General features: G+C 46.5%; 21 protein-coding genes. 20 read left to right on the forward strand and 1 reads right to left on the reverse strand.

The annotated features are described in order from the left end of the window. Window positions 1-199 precede the first annotated feature (199 nt). Both gltB and M1D71_RS05890 read left to right on the forward strand, forming a co-directional pair. Window positions 200-4,798: a glutamate synthase large subunit gene (gltB, locus tag M1D71_RS05885; RefSeq protein ID WP_458125664.1), complete on the forward strand. Its 4,599-nt coding sequence runs from the start codon at window positions 200-202 to the stop codon at window positions 4,796-4,798. A gap of 229 nt (window positions 4,799-5,027) precedes the next feature. Next, window positions 5,028-5,183, forward strand: coding sequence for a hypothetical protein (locus M1D71_RS05890; RefSeq protein WP_167350832.1), 156 nt, complete (start codon window positions 5,028-5,030; stop codon window positions 5,181-5,183). A gap of 97 nt (window positions 5,184-5,280) precedes the next feature. On the opposite strand, the gene M1D71_RS05895 is transcribed toward M1D71_RS05890, so the two are convergent. Then, window positions 5,281-5,649, reverse strand: coding sequence for a helix-turn-helix domain-containing protein (locus M1D71_RS05895; RefSeq protein ID WP_047841965.1), 369 nt, complete (start codon window positions 5,647-5,649; stop codon window positions 5,281-5,283). Between the two features lie 422 nt (window positions 5,650-6,071). Here M1D71_RS05895 and M1D71_RS05900 point away from each other — a divergent pair, with 422 nt between their 5' ends. The 18 genes from M1D71_RS05900 to M1D71_RS05985 all read left to right on the forward strand — a co-directional run bounded on the left by M1D71_RS05900 (window position 6,072) and on the right by M1D71_RS05985 (window position 23,044). Continuing rightward, a complete protein-coding gene (locus M1D71_RS05900) occupies window positions 6,072-6,431 on the forward strand; it encodes a hypothetical protein (RefSeq protein ID WP_458125665.1) in 360 nt (119 codons plus the stop codon). Window positions 6,432-6,582: 151 nt separating this feature from the next. Further along, on the forward strand, window positions 6,583-7,341 hold the full coding sequence (locus M1D71_RS05905; protein ID WP_458125666.1) for a tyrosine-protein phosphatase: 759 nt from the start codon (window positions 6,583-6,585) through the stop codon (window positions 7,339-7,341). 32 nt (window positions 7,342-7,373) lie between these two features. Beyond that, window positions 7,374-8,129 (forward strand): YveK family protein, encoded by a 756-nt coding sequence (locus M1D71_RS05910; protein ID WP_458125667.1) that lies wholly within the window; start codon window positions 7,374-7,376, stop codon window positions 8,127-8,129. Then, window positions 8,110-8,787 carry a CpsD/CapB family tyrosine-protein kinase gene (locus M1D71_RS05915; protein ID WP_458125668.1) on the forward strand — a complete coding sequence of 226 codons (678 nt, stop codon included), beginning with the start codon at window positions 8,110-8,112 and terminating at the stop codon, window positions 8,785-8,787. Before M1D71_RS05910 ends, M1D71_RS05915 begins: the two co-directional genes overlap by 20 nt. A 185-nt stretch (window positions 8,788-8,972) precedes the next feature. After that, window positions 8,973-9,875 carry a UTP--glucose-1-phosphate uridylyltransferase GalU gene (galU, locus tag M1D71_RS05920; protein WP_036611572.1) on the forward strand — a complete coding sequence of 301 codons (903 nt, stop codon included), beginning with the start codon at window positions 8,973-8,975 and terminating at the stop codon, window positions 9,873-9,875. Then, complete coding sequence (locus M1D71_RS05925; protein ID WP_458125669.1) at window positions 9,872-10,570, forward strand: sugar transferase; 699 nt, start codon at window positions 9,872-9,874, stop codon at window positions 10,568-10,570. Before galU ends, M1D71_RS05925 begins: the two co-directional genes overlap by 4 nt. 34 nt (window positions 10,571-10,604) lie before the next feature. After that, a complete protein-coding gene (locus tag M1D71_RS05930; protein WP_458125670.1) occupies window positions 10,605-11,981 on the forward strand; it encodes an O-antigen ligase family protein in 1,377 nt (458 codons plus the stop codon). Beyond that, window positions 11,978-12,436 carry a PssD/Cps14F family polysaccharide biosynthesis glycosyltransferase gene (gene pssD, locus M1D71_RS05935; protein ID WP_458125671.1) on the forward strand — a complete coding sequence of 153 codons (459 nt, stop codon included), beginning with the start codon at window positions 11,978-11,980 and terminating at the stop codon, window positions 12,434-12,436. The genes M1D71_RS05930 and pssD overlap by 4 nt, the downstream gene beginning before the upstream one ends. Continuing rightward, window positions 12,433-12,912: a PssE/Cps14G family polysaccharide biosynthesis glycosyltransferase gene (gene pssE / locus M1D71_RS05940; RefSeq protein WP_458125672.1), complete on the forward strand. Its 480-nt coding sequence runs from the start codon at window positions 12,433-12,435 to the stop codon at window positions 12,910-12,912. Before pssD ends, pssE begins: the two co-directional genes overlap by 4 nt. A 37-nt stretch (window positions 12,913-12,949) precedes the next feature. Continuing rightward, window positions 12,950-14,017: a glycosyltransferase family 4 protein gene (locus M1D71_RS05945; RefSeq protein ID WP_458125673.1), complete on the forward strand. Its 1,068-nt coding sequence runs from the start codon at window positions 12,950-12,952 to the stop codon at window positions 14,015-14,017. A 21-nt stretch (window positions 14,018-14,038) separates the two neighbouring features. Next, window positions 14,039-14,983 (forward strand): glycosyltransferase family 2 protein, encoded by a 945-nt coding sequence (locus M1D71_RS05950; protein WP_458125674.1) that lies wholly within the window; start codon window positions 14,039-14,041, stop codon window positions 14,981-14,983. An 11-nt stretch (window positions 14,984-14,994) separates the two neighbouring features. After that, window positions 14,995-16,017: a glycosyltransferase gene (locus tag M1D71_RS05955; protein WP_458125675.1), complete on the forward strand. Its 1,023-nt coding sequence runs from the start codon at window positions 14,995-14,997 to the stop codon at window positions 16,015-16,017. A gap of 13 nt (window positions 16,018-16,030) precedes the next feature. Beyond that, a complete protein-coding gene (locus M1D71_RS05960) occupies window positions 16,031-16,966 on the forward strand; it encodes a glycosyltransferase (protein ID WP_458125676.1) in 936 nt (311 codons plus the stop codon). A gap of 8 nt (window positions 16,967-16,974) precedes the next feature. Beyond that, window positions 16,975-18,351, forward strand: coding sequence for a lipopolysaccharide biosynthesis protein (locus tag M1D71_RS05965; protein ID WP_458125677.1), 1,377 nt, complete (start codon window positions 16,975-16,977; stop codon window positions 18,349-18,351). Next, window positions 18,338-19,366 (forward strand): polysaccharide pyruvyl transferase family protein, encoded by a 1,029-nt coding sequence (locus tag M1D71_RS05970; RefSeq protein WP_458125678.1) that lies wholly within the window; start codon window positions 18,338-18,340, stop codon window positions 19,364-19,366. Before M1D71_RS05965 ends, M1D71_RS05970 begins: the two co-directional genes overlap by 14 nt. After that, on the forward strand, window positions 19,363-20,745 hold the full coding sequence (locus M1D71_RS05975) for a sugar phosphate nucleotidyltransferase (RefSeq protein WP_458125679.1): 1,383 nt from the start codon (window positions 19,363-19,365) through the stop codon (window positions 20,743-20,745). Before M1D71_RS05970 ends, M1D71_RS05975 begins: the two co-directional genes overlap by 4 nt. A gap of 32 nt (window positions 20,746-20,777) precedes the next feature. Next, on the forward strand, window positions 20,778-22,109 hold the full coding sequence (locus tag M1D71_RS05980) for a UDP-glucose dehydrogenase family protein (protein ID WP_458125680.1): 1,332 nt from the start codon (window positions 20,778-20,780) through the stop codon (window positions 22,107-22,109). Between the two features lie 14 nt (window positions 22,110-22,123). Further along, the gene (locus tag M1D71_RS05985) at window positions 22,124-23,044 is read left to right on the forward strand and encodes an LCP family glycopolymer transferase (protein WP_458125681.1); all 921 of its coding nucleotides are present in this window, start codon (window positions 22,124-22,126) and stop codon (window positions 23,042-23,044) included. Window positions 23,045-23,059: the final 15 nt, after the last annotated feature.

Consider the following 23,059-nt stretch of genomic DNA (forward strand, 5'->3'; position numbering starts at 1 on the left):
GGATCGTCCGGATCAGCTCATCTCATTCAATGGCTTCTGCCCAATAGCAGGCATATATTTTTGACAGTCTCATGCTGTCGCCTCTTCTATCTAGCAGGCTCTATCGCAAGCGAAAGGCCAGCTCCTCCCGTTTCATTGTTGCCTGTTGCCTATGTTCTTGATCTTTCCGAAATACTTCATTATAGAAAGGTTGCGTTCCATGAGACACATCGGATTACCTCCAAAACAGGGTCTGTATGACCCGCAGTTCGAAAAAGACGCATGCGGAATGGGTTTTGTTGCCAACATCAAAGGGGTACCTTCACACGATATCGTTAGTCAGGCACTGACCATGCTCAGTAATATGGAGCACCGTGGAGGACAGGGAAGTGAACCGAATTCCGGTGACGGAGCAGGTATCCTGATTCAGATTCCACATCGCTATTTTGCACAGGAAGCGGAACGTCTTGGTTTTGCTTTGCCAGAACAGGGCTTCTATGGCGTAGGTATGTTGTTCCTTTCCCAGGATCCTGCCATTCGTAGTGCGCATGAAGAGAGCCTTAAGAAGATTATTGAAGAAGAAGGACAGACTTGTCTTGGTTTCCGGGATGTTCCTACTTTTGATGAAATGCTTGGCCGTTCTGCACTTGCAGCGAAACCTTATGTACGTCAGGTATTCATTGGAAGATCCGCAGATGTGAAGGATGAGCTTGGATTTGAGCGTAAGCTGTATGTTATTCGCAGACGCGCTGAGCTGGCTATTCGTTATTCGGCAGATGAGGCAGAAGGCGGTTCATTCTACCTTCCGAGCTTGTCTTGTCGCAAAATTGTATATAAAGGCATGCTCACAACGGAGCAGGTCGGAGAGTTCTATCTGGATCTGCAGCAAGATCTCGTTGAATCGGCTATTGCACTTGTGCATTCCCGTTTCAGTACGAATACCTTCCCAAGCTGGGAACGTGCCCACCCGTATCGCTTCATGATCCACAACGGTGAGATCAACACGATGCGTGGTAACGTGAACTGGATGCATGCTAGGCAGTCCTTGTTCGAGAGCGAGTTGTTCGGTAACGACATCGCGAAAGTAAAACCGGTCATCAATCCGGACGGTTCGGATACAGCCATGTTCGATAACACACTGGAGTTCCTGTATCTGAGTGGACGTTCCCTGCCACACGTGGCCATGATGATGGTTCCTGAACCTTGGAGCACGGATGAGGGAATGGACCCTGCCAAAAAGGCATTTTATGAGTATCACAGCACAATGATGGAACCTTGGGATGGACCAGCAGCAATGGCATTTACAGATGGTTTGCAAATTGGTGCAACACTTGACCGTAATGGCTTGCGCCCGGCTCGTTATTATGTAACCAAGGATGACCGTATTATCCTGTCCTCTGAAGTTGGGGTGCTGGATATCGCACCGGAAGAGATTCTCTACAAAGATCGTCTTCGTCCAGGTCGGATGTTGCTTGTGGACACACAACAAGGCCGTATCATTGCGGATGAAGAAGTAAAGGCAATTATTGCAGCCGAGAATCCGTATCAGGATTGGCTTGATGAGCATTTGATGGATCTGAGCGAATTGCCGGAAGCACCGGAACTTCCTGATCCAAAACATGATAACGTGACCCAGCTTCAGCTGGCATATGGTTATACATTTGAGGAACTTCGTAAAATCCTGGAGCCCATGGCGACAACAGGTATGGAAGCCACGGGTTCGATGGGGTATGATGCGCCACTGGCTGTGCTGTCGGATCGTCCACAGCGCCTGTACAACTACTTTAAACAGATGTTCGCTCAGGTAACTAACCCGCCGATCGATGCAATCCGTGAAGAGATTGTAACATCTACGGCAACAACCATTGGTCCAGAGCGTAACCTTTTGAATCCTGAACCGGAGAGCTGTCGCCAGATTCGTCTGGATACACCGGTCTTGTCCAATGAAGACTTTGCGAAGATTCGTCATGTACGTCGCCCAGGCTTCCGCTCCATGACGATTCCAATCTTCTTCACTGCTGCGGAAGGAGCAGAAGGACTTCGTAAAGCGATGGAACTTCTCTTCGAAGCTGCAGACCGTGTCATCGACAAAGGTCATAACATTCTGATCCTGTCTGACCGTGGTGTGGATGCCGAGAATGCTGCGATTCCTGCATTGCTTGCTGTTGCAGGTCTGCATCACCATCTGATTCGTCAGGGAACCCGAACAAAAGTCAGCATTATGCTCGAATCGGCAGAGCCGCGTGATATTCACCACTACGCGTTGCTGCTGGGATACGGTGTAAGTGCTGTGAACCCTTATCTGGCCTTTGAAACGCTGGATGACATGATTCAGCAAGGCCTACTGCGTGGCATCTCGCATGAGAAAGCAGTGAAGAACTACATTAAAGCGGCTACCAAAGGCGTAACTAAAGTGTTGTCCAAAATGGGGATTTCTACGATTCAATCGTATCGTGGAGCTCAAATCTTCGAAGCGGTAGGTCTGAAATCAGACTTCGTGGACCGTTACTTTACCTGGACACCTTCCCGTATCGGTGGAATCGGGTTGGAAGAAGTGGCAGCCGAAGCGCTGACACACCATAACCGTGCTTTTACGGAAAAAGACGGTAACGATAAAGTATTGGATTCCGGTGGGGATTATCAATGGCGTAACGACGGAGAAGAGCATCTGTTCAATCCGCAAACCATTCATACCCTGCAACATGCAGTACGCACTGGGGATTACAAGCTGTATAAAAAATATTCCAAGCTCGTGCAAGGTGAGAATGATCAACTGTTGACCATTCGCTCCATGCTGAAGCTGAAACCGGTGGGAGCTTCCATTCCACTCGAAGAAGTTGAATCTGTCGAAGATATCATGCGTCGTTTCAAAACGGGTGCGATGTCCTTCGGTTCGATCAGTAAAGAAGCGCATGAAGATCTCGCCATCGCAATGAACCGTGTGGGTGGTAAATCCAATACGGGTGAAGGCGGAGAAGATCCGGCTCGCTTCATTAAAGATAGCAACGGGGATTCCCGTCGCAGTGCGATCAAACAGGTAGCATCTGGACGTTTCGGTGTAACATCCAACTATTTGGTGAATGCTGACGAGATTCAGATCAAAATGGCACAGGGAGCAAAACCGGGTGAAGGCGGACAACTGCCAGGACGTAAAGTGTATCCTTGGGTTGCTGAAGTTCGTGGATCAACGCCAGGCGTAGGTCTGATCTCACCACCACCGCATCACGATATTTACTCGATTGAGGATTTGGCGGAGCTGATCTATGACTTGAAAAATGCCAATCCGCGTGCAGAGATCAACGTGAAACTCGTATCGGAAGTTGGTGTGGGTACGATTGCGGCAGGTGTAGCTAAAGGACGTGCCGATATTATCCTCGTCAGCGGTTATGACGGTGGTACAGGTGCATCACCGCAAGGATCGATTCGTCACGCAGGTATGCCTTGGGAACTGGGTCTTGCAGAGACACATCAAACGTTGATGCTCAACAATCTGCGTGACCGTGTCGTTCTGGAAACAGACGGCAAAATGCTGAACGGCCGTGACCTGGCGATCGCAGCCTTGCTTGGAGCCGAAGAGTATGGTTTCTCTACAGCACCACTCGTTGCACTTGGCTGCATCATGATGCGTGTCTGTCAAATGGATACCTGTCCAGTTGGTGTAGCGACACAGAATCCGGAGTTGCGTAAAAATTACATGGGTGATCCAGCTCATGTGGTTAACTTCATGCGATTTGTCGCTGAAGATATGCGTGAGATCATGGCTGATCTTGGTTTCCGTACCATTCAGGAAATGGTCGGACGTACAGATTGTCTCGAAACGGTAGAAGCCGTAGATCACTGGAAGAAAAAAGGTGTGGATCTGTCTGTATTGCTGCACGTGCCTGAAATGCCGGAAGGCTCTGCACGTTACCGTACACAGCATCAGAACCACCAATTGGAAGAAACGCTGGATATGCAGCAATTGCTGCCACTGGCACAGCCTGCGATTGTATCCGGTCAACCGGTTGAAGCGGTACTTCCAATTACGAACGTTAACCGTGCAGTAGGTACCATTTTGGGTAGTGAGATCACACGCAAATATGGACTCGCAGGATTGCCTGAAGATACAGTTAAATTCAAATTTGTCGGCTCTGCCGGACAAAGCTTTGGGGCCTTTGTACCTAAAGGCATGACCTTGACCGTTGAAGGCGACTCCAATGACTATGTAGGTAAAGGGCTGTCTGGAGGTAAACTGATCGTGATGCCTTCTCCGAAAGCAACATTCGAGGCGGAAGATAACATCATTATCGGTAACACGGCACTCTATGGAGCAACAAGTGGTGAAGCGTATATCCGTGGTATTGCAGGTGAGCGATTTGCTGTACGTAACTCGGGCGCCAAAGTAGTCGTTGAAGGTGTAGGCGACCATGGTTGCGAATATATGACGGGCGGACGTGTCGTTGTACTCGGCGATACAGGTCGTAACTTTGCAGCAGGGATGTCCGGAGGTATTGCCTATGTGTATGATCCGGAAGGCACATTCCTGCAACGTTGTAATCTGGAAATGGTTCTTTTGGAGCGGATCGAAGACGTAGCTGAAAGTGCAGATCTTCGTGGCATGATTCAACGTCACGTTGCCAACACAGGAAGTGCTGCCGGTCAGCGCATTCTGGATAACTGGCAAGATGCCTTGAATCAGTTCGTTCGGGTTATTCCGAAAGACTTCAAGCGGATGACAGAACAGATTGAACGGATTCAGGCGACAGGTCTGACTGGAGAAGCAGCATTACTCGCAGCGTTTGAAGCGAATATGCGTGAACTTGCGCGTGCGGGAGGCTAATAACTTCCTTTTGTTCAAGTGTAAGTGCGTGAACAGGTTGTATTAAGAATATAGGAGCTATATGGTTGCCATGCTGGCGCCAGATAGCTCCTATTTTGCTTTCGACAAAATTAGAACCCCTTCAAAAAACGTTATCGTCATGAGACGACAACATTGAGGAAGTTTCTCAAGTATAATAAGGCTAGTTTTGGAGTGCAGGGAAAGTATAAAGATAAGAGAGGTTAGCGGAATGAATATGAAGCATCCAAACAGGGGCGATCGTAAGCCGACAGGTAAACAAGTCGAAGCAACTCAGATGGACATCATGAAAGTTTTACTGCAATGCGGAATCGACCCGGAGCGTTGGAACCAATTCGTATCCTCCGTCAACAACAAGCGTCCTTGACAGGATAGACAACCATGGAATGGAGGGAATTCAAGACACAAAAAAAGCCCAGAAGCCAGAGAGTATATCTCTCGGGAACTGGGTCCTCTTTTCGGGTTTAGTCCATGCTGCGTTCCATTCGGACAAAAGCGATAAAACGACGTGCCTCTTCTTCCGTTAAGGATTTACCATCAATCATCAGATCGAAGCGCTCCAGCACTTCCTTGTCTGATAACTCCAGAGTGTCAACGAATTCACGTACGTCCTCATCCATCACGACATCACTTTGCTTCGTACGTCCAATGAGGTAATCAATAGACACGTCAAAGATGTCAGCAAGTCTCGTTAACACTTCGAAATCCGGTTTACGTCGGTTCTTCTCGTAGTGGGATAGAGCAGCTCTTGTAATATGAATGGAGCTCGCAAGTTCTTCTTGAGTAAGTCCCCGCTGTTCCCTTAATTCAGCAATGCGATTTCCGTAGCTCATAAGCTATTTCCCCCTGAACGACATCAAATATATTGAAACAATCCTGAGCCAAGTTTTTGATCAGGGCAGCTTTCCTGCAAAAAAAAGTATCTCCTCGTGCGTTTCCTACAACCGTTTCCATTTGTAAATAGGTCTGTCTAAGGACATCTCATATTGTCGTAAATCAAAAGAACCATGTCCAAATACCGCTTGACATGATACGTATTGTATCGTAAATTGGACGTATGGAGTTACAAAATGTATCATTTGGAATATTTTAAGTATCTCCTTGTTACCTGGACCATATACCTGTGAGAAGGAAGTAAAGGCAGTCCATATAGGCTAATCCATTCTAAAGGAATGAAACCATGCATTCAATAATTCAGGAATGGGCTGATATGAAATTAAATGTCCATATGTACATTCAGGAGTTTCATGGGAAAATGGTAGCCCGCAAAAGACGCCCCGTTCTGTTACTTGGAATGGACACTCAAACGATTACCTTCCTGAGCGACCTGAACTTGCCAGTATCGTCAAAAATGCTCATTGGTTTGGATGTTGAAGATCATCATGTATGTGTAAGACTTCACGCAAGGTTGCAATGGAAACAGCCCTTCGGGGAGCTCACAATGTATCAGTCAAACTTGCATATTCAGCACGAACAGAAACTATATATAACTGGACAGTTAAACACAATGCTTACTGAAGTTCAGTTTCCTACTGTTTCCCATTTTCAGTACGAAAAGGCAATAGAGCAAAAGTCCCTGCAACAACCCTATCATTACATTGATTTCACCATATAATCCCAACGATTCTGAACATTTTCTGAACAAAACATGCTTAACGCCATTTTACTATATTTCATAGCGTTATGCATTAGTTCTTTAACACCAAAAGCATTTGCGCAATGAATAAAGCGGCAAGGGGGATCATACTATTTCAGGAAGTTTGGATATGGTTGAAATGCACTGCCACATATTATCCGGTCTGGATGATGGTCCTGTTCGAATGGAGCAGTCCGTTGCGATGGCTGAGAAGGCGGCAGCCTCAGGAATTACCTCCATTATTGCTACTCCGCATCACCTGAACGGGCAATACAACAATGAACCGATGGTGGTCAATCAGGCCGTGAACCTGCTTCACGCAGAACTTCGCATACGTAACATTCGCCTGGAGATCCGTCCCGGACAGGAGATCAGGGTGCATGACAACCTGATTGGAGACTTATATGCAGGAAAGTGCTGCACACTCGCCGGAAGTCGTTACATGTTGCTGGAACTGCCCTTTGGTCATATTCCCTCACAGTTCCCCAGGATACTGCATGAACTACGAATAGCGGGAATTACCCCTATCATTGCTCATCCGGAACGCAATCGTGCCATTTTGAAGAAGCCAAAGCTGTTGGCTGATTACTTGAGTCAAGGTGGGCTATGTCAGCTTACGGCTCAATCTTTCACCGGGCTTTTCGGACGAAAAGTTCAGAAGTGGTGTTTTCATTTTTGCAAAGAAAATGGGTTTCATTTCATTTCATCAGATGCACATGATACGTGCAAAAGGACGTTCGCCATAGGTGAGGGGGAGCGTGTCATTGAACGTCGCTTCGGAGCAGAAGCCGTTAGAAAACTGGCAGAGAATGCATCCCACATTCTATCGAATTCGAGCCTGGTCACAGAACGCTGGAAACCTCGCAAATGGTTGCTGTCCATCTGGTAGTTACATAGGTTTTATCACAACGTATAGGAGGAATGAAAGTGGAACTGAAAGGATATTTTCGACTCTTACAAAAGAAACTGTGGTTGATTGTTGCAATTGCTTTGATAGCGGGTGTGGGTGCAGGAGTCAAAAGTATTTTCTTCACCCAACCAATCTATGAGGCAAGTTCCAAGCTCATCGTGAACCAGACATCAACGATTGAAGGTCAGGCCATGATGGATTTCAGCATGATCCAAACCAATATCAAACTTATTAACTCTTACAGAGAAATTATTAAATCTTCTGCCATTATGGATAAAGTAGCTACGACGTATCCAGACCTGGGCTTAACTTCTGCTCAGCTCATGAATAGTACCTCCGTCTCTACAGCAAGCGAGTCCCAAGTGATGAGCATAACTGTACAAGGGACTTCCTACGAAAAAGCCGCAAAAACAGTCAATGCCATCTCCAGCGTATTTCAATCTCAAATCCCCCTAATCATGAAAATTGATAATGTGGCTATCCTCAGTGAAGCAAAAGTGGATAGTAATGCATCTCCAATTAATATGAAAACCACATTAAGCATCATTGTCAGTCTGTTCGCAGGTCTAGTGCTCGCGATTGCACTCGTATTTCTGCTGGACTACCTGGACGATACATTCAAATCCGAAACTGAACTGGAAAAAGAACTGGGGCTGCCTGTGCTTACGGTGATATCCAAAATGAAAAAAGACGATCTGAAAAATACGAAAAATTACATATCTCAACAGAAAGTGGGGGATGGCAAATATGTCGCGGCTAACCAATGAAAATAACAGTCTGGTGACCTATTTTAACTCCAAATCTCAAATCTCGGAGGGATACCGTAAATTACGGACGAACATCCAGTTCTCCTCGATCGACAGTCACATCCGTAAAATCATGGTGGCTTCAGCTGAAGCCGGCGAAGGCAAAACCACAACCATTAGCAACCTGGCGGTGACCTATGCCCAGGAAGGCAAGAAGGTTCTGCTGATTGATGCGGATCTGCGTAATCCTTCTTTGCACCAGGTGTTTTCCGTACCCAATCATATCGGTCTTAGCAGTGTGCTGTCTAATCAGTACAGTGTGGATGAGGTACTCAGAGAGAGTTATATCGACAACCTCCAGCTGTTCACGTCTGGCCCTATTCCGCCCAACCCTTCCGAGATGATCGGTTCCAATCGGATGAAAAAGCTGATTGAAGAGTTAGAGGATCAATACGATGTCATCATGTTTGATACACCGCCGGTGCTGGCGGTAACAGATGCCCTCATTGTAAGTTCGCTGTGCGATGGGGTGCTGCTGGTCGTGAACTCAGGCAAGGTCAAGAAGGAATTGGTGAAGAAGACCAAGGCTGCTCTGGAGCATGTCAATGCGCGAATCTTGGGCGCGATCCTGAACAATAACAAAAACGCTGCAGTTCCGGTGGGCTACGGAGAGAAGTAAAAGTTCTACCCTATGTTTCCAAATAAACAGGTAATGTCTACTGCACCTTTATCACTGTAGGCACTCGGTCATGCTGTGGGTTCAATGAACCTTAGACGTTAATCGTCAAAGGTATGACGTGAGGACGGGTTAGATGCCCTGGTTCAACTTTTATAAAACTAAAAAAAGAGGATAGGGTGGTATTTATGAAAAAAGTGAGAAAAGCGATCATTCCTGCAGCTGGACTGGGTACACGTTTTTTGCCAGCCACAAAAGCGATGCCTAAAGAAATGCTCCCTATTGTGGACAAACCAACTATACAATATATCGTTGAGGAAGCCATTGCCTCTGGAATTGAAGACATTATCATCGTGACAGGTAAAGGGAAACGGGCGATTGAAGATCATTTCGACAACGCTTTTGAACTGGAACACAACTTGCTGGAAAAAGGGAAACTGGGCCTGCTTGAAGAGGTCCGCAAATCTTCTAATGTGGATATCCACTACATAAGACAAAAAGAGGCCAAAGGACTTGGTCATGCTGTCTGGTGTGCACGTAACTTTATCGGTGACGAACCTTTTGCCGTGTTGCTCGGAGATGATATCGTCGTATCGGAAGTGCCATGCACCAAACAACTGATTGATCAATATGATCAGGTTCAACATTCCATTGTTGGCGTACAAACCGTACTTGCTGAACAAACAGACAGATACGGCATTGTGGACCCGCTTCAATCGGATGGTCGTTTGACAGAGGTTCTCAGGTTCGTAGAGAAACCTGCCCAAGGCACAGCGCCTTCCAACCTGGCGATTATGGGGAGATACGTACTGAGTCCAGAGATTTTTGAACATCTGGAGCAACAGGAGATTGGTCAAGGGGGAGAGATTCAATTAACGGATGCGATTCAGCGTTTAAATGAGACACAAGGAGTGTATGCTTACGATTTCGAGGGAGTACGTTATGACGTGGGCGAGAAACTGGGATTCATTTTGACGACCATCGACTTTGCTCTGCAAAAACAGGAGCTTAGAATTCCGATGTTGCAGGCTCTGCAACAAATCCTGGAAAAAGAGTCGGTAGAACATGTAGCCGGGGGGGAGTTTGAATGAGTCCATCTCCCCAAACGAAGGAAGCGGAGATTGTTATGGACCCAAGTCTGGGGTACAATGCATCAACGATGGCAGGGCAAAATGCGGATAAAGTGTATCTATTTATGAAAAGGATGCTCGATTTGCTGGGTTCTTTCATAGGTTTAATCATTTTGTGCCCCTTGTTTGCCGTCATCGGATTACTGATCAAAATCGAGGCCCCGCAGGGGTCTGTTTTTTTTCGTCAGGTACGGGTCGGACAGAATGGGAAAGAGTTTCATATGTACAAATTCAGGTCGATGGTTGCGAATGCAGAAGATCTGCTTGAACAGCTGATTGACCAGAATGAAGTGAACGGGAACATGTTCAAAATAAAGAACGATCCTCGCATTACCCGAATTGGCAAGTTTATTCGAAAAACCAGTCTGGATGAGCTGCCTCAGTTATGGAACGTGTTCCGTGGAGAGATGAGTCTCGTTGGACCCAGACCGGCCCTGCCCAGAGAAGTGGAGAACTACACTTCTTATGATAGACAGCGCCTGCAGATGATTCCGGGATGTACGGGATTATGGCAAGTTAGCGGTCGAAATAGTGTTGGCTTTGATGAGATGGTAGAGCTTGATCTGACGTATGCCCGTGAGCGCAATATGATGGTGGATATCAAAATTATCTTCAGAACGTTCAGGGTGTTGGTTGGTTCGAAGGATGCGTTTTGAAACACGATTCTGGCTTTGAGGTGGCATAGCAGATATGCAAAAGACCGGTATACTTGCTGCATGGAACATGAAGTCGTTTAATATCATTCTTTTTTCGCTTGTCATTGTCTTCGCAGCAATCTATCTTCCGCTAATCTCGGTTGTTGCACTCCTATCTGTGATTCTGCTGGGCGTTTATATTAAACAGCCCAGCTGGATCTTTATGATTCTCATTGTAAGTTTTTCATTGTCCATTGATAAAATATTTAGCATTCATCTCGCAGGACTGGATTCGCTTTCCTTCTACAAGCTGGCGATCCTGGGTTTTGTCATCTCTCTTTTTTTACGCTTTGGTATTCGAAAAGATCTGATATATCCTGCTTTGGCAATCGGTTTTTTATTTGTGGAGAGTTATTTTCTATCTGATCTGCCGAGTAAGGTTAGTCCGCTTGATCCATTCAAGGCCTTTCTGGGAGTCATTGTTCCATTTTTGTTGCTGATGCCCCACTTTTCACGAGAGATCAGTCAACGAATCATACGTGTGCTCGCATGGCTGCCGCTGTTCAGTCTTGCTGGTGGGTATGTCCTGCAGCTGGCTGGCATTTTGTCCATTACTAATCTGGAGATGTCGGGAGTAACCCGATTACAGGGAGCTAACATCGCCGCGCATCTGGCCATGTTGTGTTTTATCTCGATCTGCGTCTGTCTGATTCAGATCAAGCAAGGCCATCAGGTTGTTCTGTATTACATGCTTACCTTGACGCATCTGGTCATTCTGGTCCAGACGGGAACACGGGGACCGCTTATCGCGTTGATTCCGATTATTCTGGTTTATCTATTTGATCAATTGAAAGCCTTCATTAAAGGCAGAGTCAGTGCCATCATTCCTCTCATTCTATTCGTTGTCGCTGTGGCCTATATGGTCATTGCACAGTGGGACAATTATGAGATGAGGTCAGAGAGCAAGGGCTTGTCGGGAAGAGATGTAGCCTGGAATTATTTTATTGGCAAAGCGAATGAGTATCCGATATTTGGACGTGGCCTCGGCTCAACTCTCGTAGCGAATGATGGAAGTATCTTTTCTGGCTTCGTCGTTCCGCATAATGAATACATTCGTTTTTATTACGATGGCGGGTTAGTTGGAGCCATCCTGTTGTTTCTTTCGCTGCTTTTGGTGTTCCGAGCCGTATACCTCCGATTGGGCGGCATGATCCGGTTGTATTTTGCCGGCATGATTATCGGTTTCCTGGCCTATTCCTTTTTTGACAATACCTTGTCCACGGTTCATCTGATTGCTCCATTCTGTATCTTCCTGAACGTGTTATATGCTACGGGAAATGGAGTCCATACCAAGTCAGGGGCCGAAGCAAAAGTGGATATACAGGTACAGCGAGCGAAGGACGTATCCTTTTCAAAGGAGATTAGAACATGAAGGTCTGTTTGATCAGTTCTACAGGCGGTCATTTTGATGAATTAACCAAAATTATTCCTGCGGTTGAAGAACATGATTATTTCCTGATTACCGAGAAGAACAAAAGCAGAAAAGTAGATTTGGCACAGGGCAAAGTATACTTCTTAATGCAGCAGGAACGAAAGAATGCGATGTTCCTGCTAATCTTTGTGGCTAATATTATTAAATCGTTCTTTCTATATCTGCGTGAGCGTCCAAAGGTGATTATTACGACAGGGGCGGGAGCCACATACCCTTTTTGCCTCATCGGTAAAATCTTCGGGGCCAAGCTGATCTATATCGAAAGTTATGCCAAAATCTATTCCTCCAGCGCTACCGGAAGATTGATGTACAAAATCTCGGATGAGTTCTTCATCCAATGGGAAACGTTGCAGGATAGCTATCCCAATGCGAAGTACAGGGGGGCTTTATTTTGATATTTGCTATCGTTGGAACCCAGCGTTTTTCCTTCAATCGGATGTTTGAACTTATTGATGAGGCGATTGAGGCGGGGATTATTGAAGATGAGGTTGTTGCCCAATCCGGATATACCGAGTATCAGCCGCGAAATTTCACTGCGATTCCTTTCCTTACCCAGGAAGAGATGAATGAATATGTGGAACGCAGCAGATGCATTATTTCTCATGCAGGTGTGGGTTCCATCACGAATTGTCTCGAACGCGGCAAGCCGGTTATCGTCATTCCACGCCGGAAAGAATGGGGCGAGCATGTGGATGACCATCAGCTTGAGATCTCCAAGGTTTTTCAGGATAACGGATACGTGGCCGTCGCGGAGAGTCAGGCTGAATTGCAAAAACTGGTTCCTTGCATAGAGGAGCTGACGTTCCAGCCCTATGTGAGAAAACAGTCTGATCTGATCTCATCCATCAAAAATTACGTGAACAGTCTATAAGAGGTTTGAAGATTAACCATAAAAAAAGGAGTCTATCATGAAACCAAAAGTATTGGTTGTTGGATCATCCTTGAAGGATATGGGCGGAATTGTGAGTGTCATCAAAAACATAGAGGATTCCTCCATCTCGGAAATGTATCCCATGCAGCGGGTTGAAACGTATATCACAGGCAGCGTGTTCTCACGGCTGCTTATTTTTATACGGGGATTCATTCAATTTTGGATGAAGATGTACACGTTCAAGCCGGATATTGTGCATATTCATATGGCGAACAACGGGAGTTTTTATCGGAAGTCTCTATTTCTGCTAACGGCACGAAAATTGTTTCGAAAGTCAGTCATTCTGCATGTTCATGCGGCGAGCTTTGATGATTTCTATAATCGATTCGCCCTGCAGCGCAAGTATTGTCATTACATTTTGAATCAGGCCGATAAATTGATTGTCTTATCCCAGACGTGGAAAGAATACTTTGTCACGATTGTGCCGGAGACAGCTGTTGAGGTGCTCTATAACGGGGTCTTTGTGAAAGAGCCATTTGCGAAAGAGCAGAAGGCGGCAGTTAATGCTCTCTTCATGGGAAGACTGGGTGAGCGAAAAGGAGTCTACGATCTGCTTCAGTCCATTGAACAATTGAAGGCGCGGGGGGTTACAGCCACTTTCAATCTGGCAGGTGATGGCGAAGTTGATGAAGTCAAAGCGCTCGTGCAGCAATATGGAATTCAGGATTGTGTCAACGTACTCGGCTGGATTAACGGAGAACAAAAGGAAAAGCTGATGCAGGAAGCGGATCTACTGGTCCTGCCTTCTTATCATGAGGGATTACCTATGGCCATACTCGAAGCAATGAATTGTGGCTTGCCCATTATATCGACCAACGTCGGAGGCATTCCCGAAGTGATTACATCCGGTCATAATGGGCTGTTAATCGAGCCGGGAGATGTGCACGAACTGACATCGGCACTGGAGTATCTCATCACGGATGAAGAGCTTAGAGCAAGAATGGGTTCACATAACAGAGAGATTATAACGAATAAATTCGATATGAATCTTCTCGTGGGCAGATTGTCGGGAATATATGATGCACTTCAAGTGAAGGTATCCTAGTGAACAGGAAAAGGTGATGAAATGAACCCCTTGGTATCTTGCATCATTACCACCCATAACCGGGCGGAGTTATTGAAAAATGCGTTGAGAAGTGTACGTGAGCAGACACATCCGTACCTGGAGATTTTCATCGTGGATGATGGTTCAGAAGATCAGACACCAGAAATCTGTCAGGCTTGGGCCCGAGAAGATTCACGAATTCGGTACATTCGGGTTCCGTATCCCAAAGGAGCCAATCATGCACGGAATGTAGGGATATCCCATGCGAATGGCAAGTACATTGCATTCCTGGATGATGACGATGAATGGATGGCTGACAAAATAAAAACCCAGGCGGAAGTGCTGGAGCGTACACAGGAATCATTCACCTTTTGCAGCAAGTATCTCGCATACACGAATGAGCAGCATCAGGTGGTCAAACGGAAATTGTCGGTGGAACCTCGTGAGGTTGTTCGGTATGAGGATCTGCTTACATTCAACTGGATCGGGGAAACGTCCAAAATCATGGTACTTACCTCACTGGCCCGTGAAGTTCGATTCGATGAGAATCTGACATCCGCTCAGGATTATGACTTTTATCTGCGCATATTGAAACGCGGCTACATCGCCGTGAATGTGAAAGAACCGCTGGTGGATATCAACATTCATAGTGGTCCACGAATTTCAACCTCTACAACGGCCAAGTACAAGGGCCAACGCAAGATTATTTTGAAATACTACAATGATATGTCCAAGGAACAGAAGCGTCGTCAGTTACACCACTATCGAATGCTCGAATGGTCGAGAAATACACTTCGCAATAATGTTTATTTGAAAAAGGCACTGTCGCTGTATCCCTGGTGGAAAGATTGGGTGCTGCTCAAGCGTAATACGAAAATTATGATGCAAGGATTTCTAATGAGATTTCATGCAAGACGCGCAGTTGGTACGTATACAGAGGAACCTGTGCGAATGAAACTAAAGTAAGAGGTGTCTGGATGGGAAATCCGACGGTGTATATGCTGCCCAAGATGATTGAAAACAATAAATTCAACGAGCTGTTATCCGATTCCATTGAGAACAAGGGATGGGAAGTAAAGCAGTTTACCAAAAAAGATCTGGTCAAACTGAAAAAAAATGATGTGCTGCATTTTCATTGGCCCAGCTTCTATTACAGAGGTTCATCCGTGCTGGCAACAGTGATCAAATCCATACTGTATGTATTGATGATTTGTTTTGCACGCTTGCGCGGGGCCAAATTGTTCTGGACCGTGCATAACATCTGGCCTCACAACAGCGGCAAGACGCGGTTCGATTATTGGATGAGAAAAATACTGGTCCAAAATTGCTCCAAGCTGATTGTCATGGGCAAACCCTTGATCTCCGAGATCTGTTCGACGTTCGGGATTGATTCCAGCCGGATCGAGGTTATTCCGCATGGACATTACAAGGGAGTGTATCAGGGAAAAGGCGTGAATATCCGCTCCCGGTTTGGCATCCCGGAGGATAGTTATGTGTATGCGTTCTTCGGTCAGGTCTCGCCGTACAAGGGCGTGGATGATTTGCTGGAGGCATTCAAGGATCTGAAATCGGATCAGGCCCATCTGTTGATTGCCGGTAAAAAGGTGAAGGACTACGATCTCGGTGAAGAATTTCTCGAGAGTGGACATATTCATACCCATTTTCATTTTATTGAAGATGATGAATATTCGGACTACTTCGATGCGGTCGATTCGATCATTCTTCCATACAAGCAAATTGCGACTTCCGGCAGTGCGATTCTGGCATTGACCTTCTGCAAACCGGTGGTGGCACCACGGATTGGCTTGTTGGAGGAATATCTACCTGAAGATTGTGCGGTACTCTATGAACCTTCGGATCCGGATGGATTACTCAAAGCGATGAATATGATCCGATTAAAACAATCGGAGTTTCAGGAAGGCAGTGGTTTTGTCAAAGCGTTAGAGCGGCTGGATTGGCCAGTGATTGCCCAAAGGACACTTACCCTGTACTCCAGTTAGTGCAGATCAAAGGGTGGACCTAATTGAAGAATATGGGGATGAAATGATGAAAGTAACCATCGCGATCTGTACGTATAACCGTGCACAGGATGCGGTAGAGGCTATACGAAGTGCCATACAACAGAATTACGCAAGCAGCGATTATGAGATCATACTCATTGATAACAACTCAAAAGACAACACGCGGGAAATCGTACTTCAAACCATTCTACAGTATGAGAACCATTCGATCCGGTATGTGCTGGAAGAAAAGCAAGGCTTGTCTGTAGCCCGCAATCGGGCCATTCATGAGGCGAAAGGCGAGTATATCCTGTTCCTTGACGATGATGCCTTTGCTTGCAGGGACTGGATTCGCCAGATCGTCAGCGTGTTTGAGATGAGCGAGAGTATCGGTTGTGTCGGTGGCAAGATTGATCCGATCTGGGAAGTACCTGAGCCGATGTGGATTCCACCAGAGAACAGGTCGCTGTTCACGATTCTCGATTTTGCAGATGAAGTCACTGAAATGAAGAGTCCCTATATTCCATTTGGCGCCAATGTGGCCTTTCGCTTATCGGTCTTTGATCAACTGGCTCCCTTCCGTGAAGACCTTGGAAGAGTGGGGAACAATCTTCTTTCCAGTGAAGAGAGTGAGTTGATTGCAAGAATCCGGACCAAGTTCAAGGTATATTACACGCCGTATGGTGCGGTACAACATAAAGTAGCCAAAGAGCGAACGACGAAGAATTGGTTTCTCCGCCGAATCTATTGGCAGGGTGTCAGTGATGCCATACGTGATCAGGATCGTGGTGTTGTGCGTACTGCCAAACATGGCCTTAAGCTGGCACAAGGGGTCACGACGGCACTGATCTACATCTATAATGCAGATCGGTTCACTCGTCAGCTTGCCAAAGTATGTTACAGAAACGGCATGATCGTTGGGTCGCTTCGTCAAAATAGTAAGGGATGAGGATCGCTATGGCGCAAGTTGCACTTCGCAAAGTATTCAGAGGAAACGGCTTAATGAGTGCCATATTTCAGACAAGTGGAACCAATCTGCTCGTCATGACACTGACGATGCTGTCTTCCATTTTGACGTCACGCATGTTCGGCGTAGAGGGAAAGGGTGCATTCTCGGCCATCCTGTTCTGGCCGGCGCTTTTAACTGGATTGGTCGGTTTCGGACTGCCAACTTCTATCATTTATAACATCAAACAGAGCGCAACCGAGAAGAGTGCGCAGTATGTTCGGCTAAGCTTTCTTTTTCAAGTTCCGGTATGCATCATCATTGGTATAATTGCCTGGTTCGGATTACCGTTCTGGCTCTCCAGCTTTCCGCCAGAGGTTGTGCAGATATCCAGATGGTATACGATTGCTACGGTTCCTGTACTCATAGTCATCAATCTCATATCAGCCCTCTCGCAGAGTCGGGAGAAGTTCGCTGTATATAACGGTATCCGGTTAATGATCCCCCTGTTTAATGTAGGCGGGCTTTTTGTGTTATGGGGCCTGGGCATGCTGAGCATTCAGCTCGCGGCTGCAATCTATTTTGTAACGAGCTTCTCAGTGGTGGCGTGGGCTATCTATGCCAACCGTAATGAATTAAGACTGAGATGGTTCAAGGATCGGGTGGACCAGAGTTCGGCCAAGAAGCTTTTCGGTTATGGCAGCAAGGTGTATGGCGTTGAATTACTAGGAACATTGTATACCCAGTTCGACAAAATCATTATTTTGGCTTTGCTCACCCCGCGTGATTTTGGATTGTATTCTGTCGTATTTGCGCTGTCCCGAATCTACAATGCAGTTCAAACGGCGATTAGCAATGTTGTTTTCCCAAAAGTGACCGGATTGCCCCAAGAGCAGATTATTCGAACGGTCGGCAGAGCCTTCCGCATCTCGCTTATGGTCATGATGATCATTGTTATACCGACCATGTTTGTGGGGAACTACCTGATGGGCATTCTGTTTGGATCCGAATTTTTGGAAGCGAGCGTGGCATTTTATATTTTGGCAGTTGAATGCATCATTGGTGGTGGCTCCTGGATTCTGGCATCCGCCTTCAATGCACTTGGTCGACCAGGGCTTGTGATGATCAGACAACTTATTGCACTCTCGGTGACGGTGGCCTTATTCTTCGTGTTCACCCCGTTATGGGGGCTCAACGGAATTGCGGTTGCTTTGCTGATCGGTTCCATTGTGCGAATGGTGGTTACTGTGGCTGCCATGAAGATCGTATTCAAGGTGAAGTTTGCCGCCATGTTCTATGACAAGGAAGATCTGCCGTTTCTCTATGAACGGTTAAACAAAAAAAGAAGAAGAGTCACCCAAGGAGGAGATGGAGATGCTGGGCACTAACAATATTCATCCGATGGAAGAGTTGAAGGGACATTTACGTCAGATTTTGAAGGTCATTCCACCGCGTACCGAGATCTATTATCTGGATTACCCGGTGCACAGCAATGGTGGAGACTTGTTGATCATGAAAGGTACTGAAGCGTTCTTCCGAGATCATGATATTCATGTACGTGCCAGATACAGCATTCTGGATTGCCCTTTGTCTCTTAAGGTTCCGGAAGGTATCACGATTGTGTTGCACGGGGGAGGTAACTTTGGTGATCTGTACCCTGCCCATCAGAAATTGAGAGAACGAATGATTGCCCAACATCCGAATCACCGGATCGTGATTCTGCCTCAGACGATGTTTTACAAGAGTGATATTGAATTGAAAAAGACAGCCCAAGTATTCAATCGTCATAAGGATGTGCACTTTTTTGTCAGGGACACATTATCTTATGAGATAGCCAGTAAAGAGTTTCAACAAACGAATGTGTACCTTTCTCCGGATATGGCGCATCAGTTGTGGCCTCTTAAGTCCAAGAGCCAGCCTAGTGCAGAGATGTTGTATTTCTTCCGTAAAGACATTGAGAAGACTCAGAATCAGGTGCATTACGAATCCGTCAGTGGACCCAAGGCCACGTTTAAAGACTGGGAGACATTGTACAACCGGGTAGACCGCAAGATCATTCGCATGATTACATCCCGGTTGAAGTCAGGGAAAGGCAGTTCTTTCGCCCGCTGGTTGTGGTACAAATACTCTGATCGGATGGTACATACGGCCATTAAGGAATTCAATAAATACCAAACCATCACGACATCCCGTCTGCATGGACATATTCTGGCTTGTCTCCTGGATCAACCGAACATTCTGCTGGATAATTCGTATGGCAAGAACTCGAATTATTATGCGGCCTGGACGAAGAACAATCCGGCAGGCAGATTGGAGTCCAATCAGACCAGCACATATAGCAAGCCAACCGAGACCGGCAAGGGAGCGAGTACGGTTGTGCTGTCGGATGGTGCAGCCCTATGAGAAGTATTCTGTTATCCGGCGGTTCTGGCAAGCGTCTCTGGCCGTTATCTAACGATTCCAGATCCAAGCAGTTTCTTAAAGTACTTCATGGGCCTGAAGGGAATTCGGAATCCATGGTACAGCGGGTATGGCGACAGCTGAATCATGCCGGACTTGCATCACAGGCGCTTATCGCGACCAGTTTGCCACAGGTGGAGATTCTGACTTCTCAGCTGGGAGACGATGTAAGACTGGTCGTGGAACCTGAGCGCAGAGATACGTTTCCTGCCATTGCACTCGCGGCCTCCTATCTGTATTCCGTAGAGAGTGTAAGTCTGAATGAGACCATTGCAGTCTTGCCAGTAGATCCTTTTGTTGAAAAAGAGTTCTTTGAGGTTCTGGCGACCTTGCCGGAGATACTTGATAAGTCTGGTGCTGATTTGGCCTTGATGGGGGTCGTGCCGACGTATCCGTCTGAGAAGTACGGATATATCATTCCGCAGCCTGTATCTTCCAAAGAAAATAACAATGAATACGTGAACGTAGCGAAGTTCCAGGAAAAACCCTGCGAATCCGATGCGGCCCTCATGATTGAGCAGGCCGCATTATGGAATTGCGGGGTTTTTGCCTTTAAGCTGGGTTATTTGATTAATCTGCTCATTGAGATGGAACTGCCCATACAGTATGACGAAATGCTGAAGCAATACGGAAGATTGAACAAGATCAGCTTTGATTACCAGGTTGTCGAGAAGGCGAATCAGATTATTGCCATCCCTTATAACGGATTCTGGAAAGATCTAGGTACATGGAACACGCTCACGGAAGAGATGGGAACCTCGGTGGTAGGAAAAGGGTGGATTACGGGAGATTCCCTGAATACACACCTGGTCAATGAACTGAACATTCCAGTTGCGATATTGGGCTTGTCGAATGTGGTGGTAGCCGTGAGTCCGGACGGCATTCTGGTCAGTGACAAAGAAGCTAGTCCACGGATCAAGGAAATCTTGAAGAACGAGGATCAACGCCCCATGTATGAGGAGCGCAGGTGGGGTTGCTACCGAGTGCTGGATTATACAAGAAACGAAGCCGGCGGCGAAGTTCTCACCAAACGAATCTGCATCAGTGCCGGGAAAAACCTGAGTTATCAATATCATCTGCTCCGCAATGAGGTATGGACGGTTGTATCGGGAACAGGGGAATTGATCCTGGATGGGCAGAGCCGAATGATCGGGCAGGGAGATACGGTGATCATTGACCGGAGTAAGCTTCATTCCGTCAGAGCAGTTACGGAACTTGAGATCATCGAAGTACAGATCGGCAGCCAGCTGATTGAGGAAGATATCGTTAGAGTGTCTATCGAATGGCAGGACATTGTTCAGACATATGTGAAACACGCGTAACCAACACATTAGGACATGGGGGAGATTAGGGAATGAATATTACGGTGATTGGCACAGGGTATGTGGGTTTGGTATCGGGCGTTTGCTTCTCAGAACTGGGAAATAACGTGATCTGTGTCGACAATAATGTGGAAAAAGTGAACATGTTGACGGATGGTCAAGTTCCGATCTATGAACCGGGTCTGAAGGACATCATGAATGCGAATATGAAAGCAGGAAGGCTATCCTTCACCACGAACATTCAGGATGCGATCAGTCGTTCGGATATCATTATCATCGCGGTAGGAACGCCATCTCTACCGAATGGCGAAGCGAATCTGAGTTTTATTGAGCTTGTCGCGCGAGAAATTGGTTCTTATATGGATAATTATAAAATAATAATGACTAAAAGCACTGTTCCTGTCGGAACCAACGATCGCATTCAGGAATGGATCAGCAGTTTGACGAATCATCCGTTCGACATGGCATCGGTACCTGAGTTCCTGCGAGAAGGTACCGCTGTGCAGGATACACTCTATCCTGACCGAATAGTCATTGGGACACATAGCGAACGGGCGGTTGCCACACTGAAGGAGCTGCATCAGCCATTAACCGATCAGATTATCGTTACGGATATCCGCTCGGCAGAAATGATTAAATATGCATCCAATGCTTTCCTGGCGACCAAGATCTCATTTATCAACGAAATCTCTAATATCTGTGAAAAAGTAGGTGCAGATGTCAGCCGCGTTGCCGAAGGCATGGGATATGACAGACGAATCGGTGCTTCCTTTCTCAAGGCAGGCATTGGTTATGGAGGGTCCTGTTTCCCAAAGGATACACAGGCTCTGATTCAAATTGCAGGTAATGTGGATTATGACTTCAAACTGCTGAAGTCTGTGGTCGAAGTGAATAAAGATCAACGCTTCAACGTAATTCGAAAACTGGAAGACGCACTAGGCTCACTCGAAGGGAAGGAGATTGCCATCTGGGGGCTCGCTTTCAAACCGGATACCGATGACGTTCGTGATGCTCCAGCGATTGAGATCATTCAGCGTTTGCTTGAGCAGGGGGCAGTGATTCGGGCGTATGATCCCATCGCTACCGAGAACTTCCGCAAAGAGGTGGATTCCCCATCCATTACGTGGAAAGAGCGTGCTATGAACGCGGCGGAAGGCGCAGATGCACTCTGTGTTCTGACCGAATGGAAAGAGTTCATGGAGGTTAATCTGACTGAGTTGGCAGCACATATGAATCAGCCCATCCTGATTGATGGAAGAAACATCTACGGAGAAGATCAGATCAAAGATACGTCCTTCCAATACTACTCTGTTGGTCGTCCGGGTCTAACCAATATTGATGGAAGAAAAACGGCAGTCATCTGACGGAGGCCTATACCATGAGACGCGGGATCAAAATAACATTAGGTGCGATTTCCCTTGTTGCAGTCGTTATGATTGGATATTCTGTGTATCTGTATCTGCATGTTAAATCAGCGGCGGATCAAATGTATGAACCCCGGGAACCTATCAAACAGGTATCCATTGTCGACCAGAGGGGCGGGGGAGATTTCCCTGTGGATATGGAGAATGAAGAGCCTTTTAATGCTTTGATCCTGGGTGTGGATGAGCGTTCCAATGATCGGGGGCGCTCCGATACCATGATTGTATTGAGTGTCAACCCTGCGAAACAATCTGTACTCATGTTTAATATCCCCCGGGATACCAGAACAAGTATTGTAGGATATGGTTCAGAGGATAAGATCAATCATGCTTACGCTTTTGGTGGTGTTAACATGGCTGTGCAAACAGTGGAACAATTACTCAATGTTCCCATACACTACTACATGAAAGTGAATATGGAGGGCTTTGCACAAGTCATCGACATGGTGGGTGGAGTGAATGTGAATAACCCGTTCGCATTTGACTATGAGGGTTATCGGTTCGAGCAAGGGAATATTCATCTGGATGGTGAAGCTGCTTTGGGATTTTCGCGGATGCGTTATGATGATCCGAAGGGAGATCTCGGGCGGAATGACCGCCAGCGGGAGATCATCAAACAAGTGCTGAAGAATACGGTCCAGGTATCCAACGTGTTGCAACTGGAGACGTTGCTGGACGAAGTCAGTGCTCACGTCAGAACGGACGTTACCTTTGATGAGATGAAGCAAATGTTCTCCAATTATCGTTCGGTACTGGAACATATTGAATCCGTCGAGATTAAAGGCACGGGCAAGAAAATAGACGGAGTGTATTACTATATCGTGGAACAGTCGGAAAGAGACAGGATACATCAGATGATTGAAGAACATTCAAAATGATCGGATAGGGCGGTG

This window comes from Paenibacillus sp. Z3-2 (assembly GCF_054161325.1).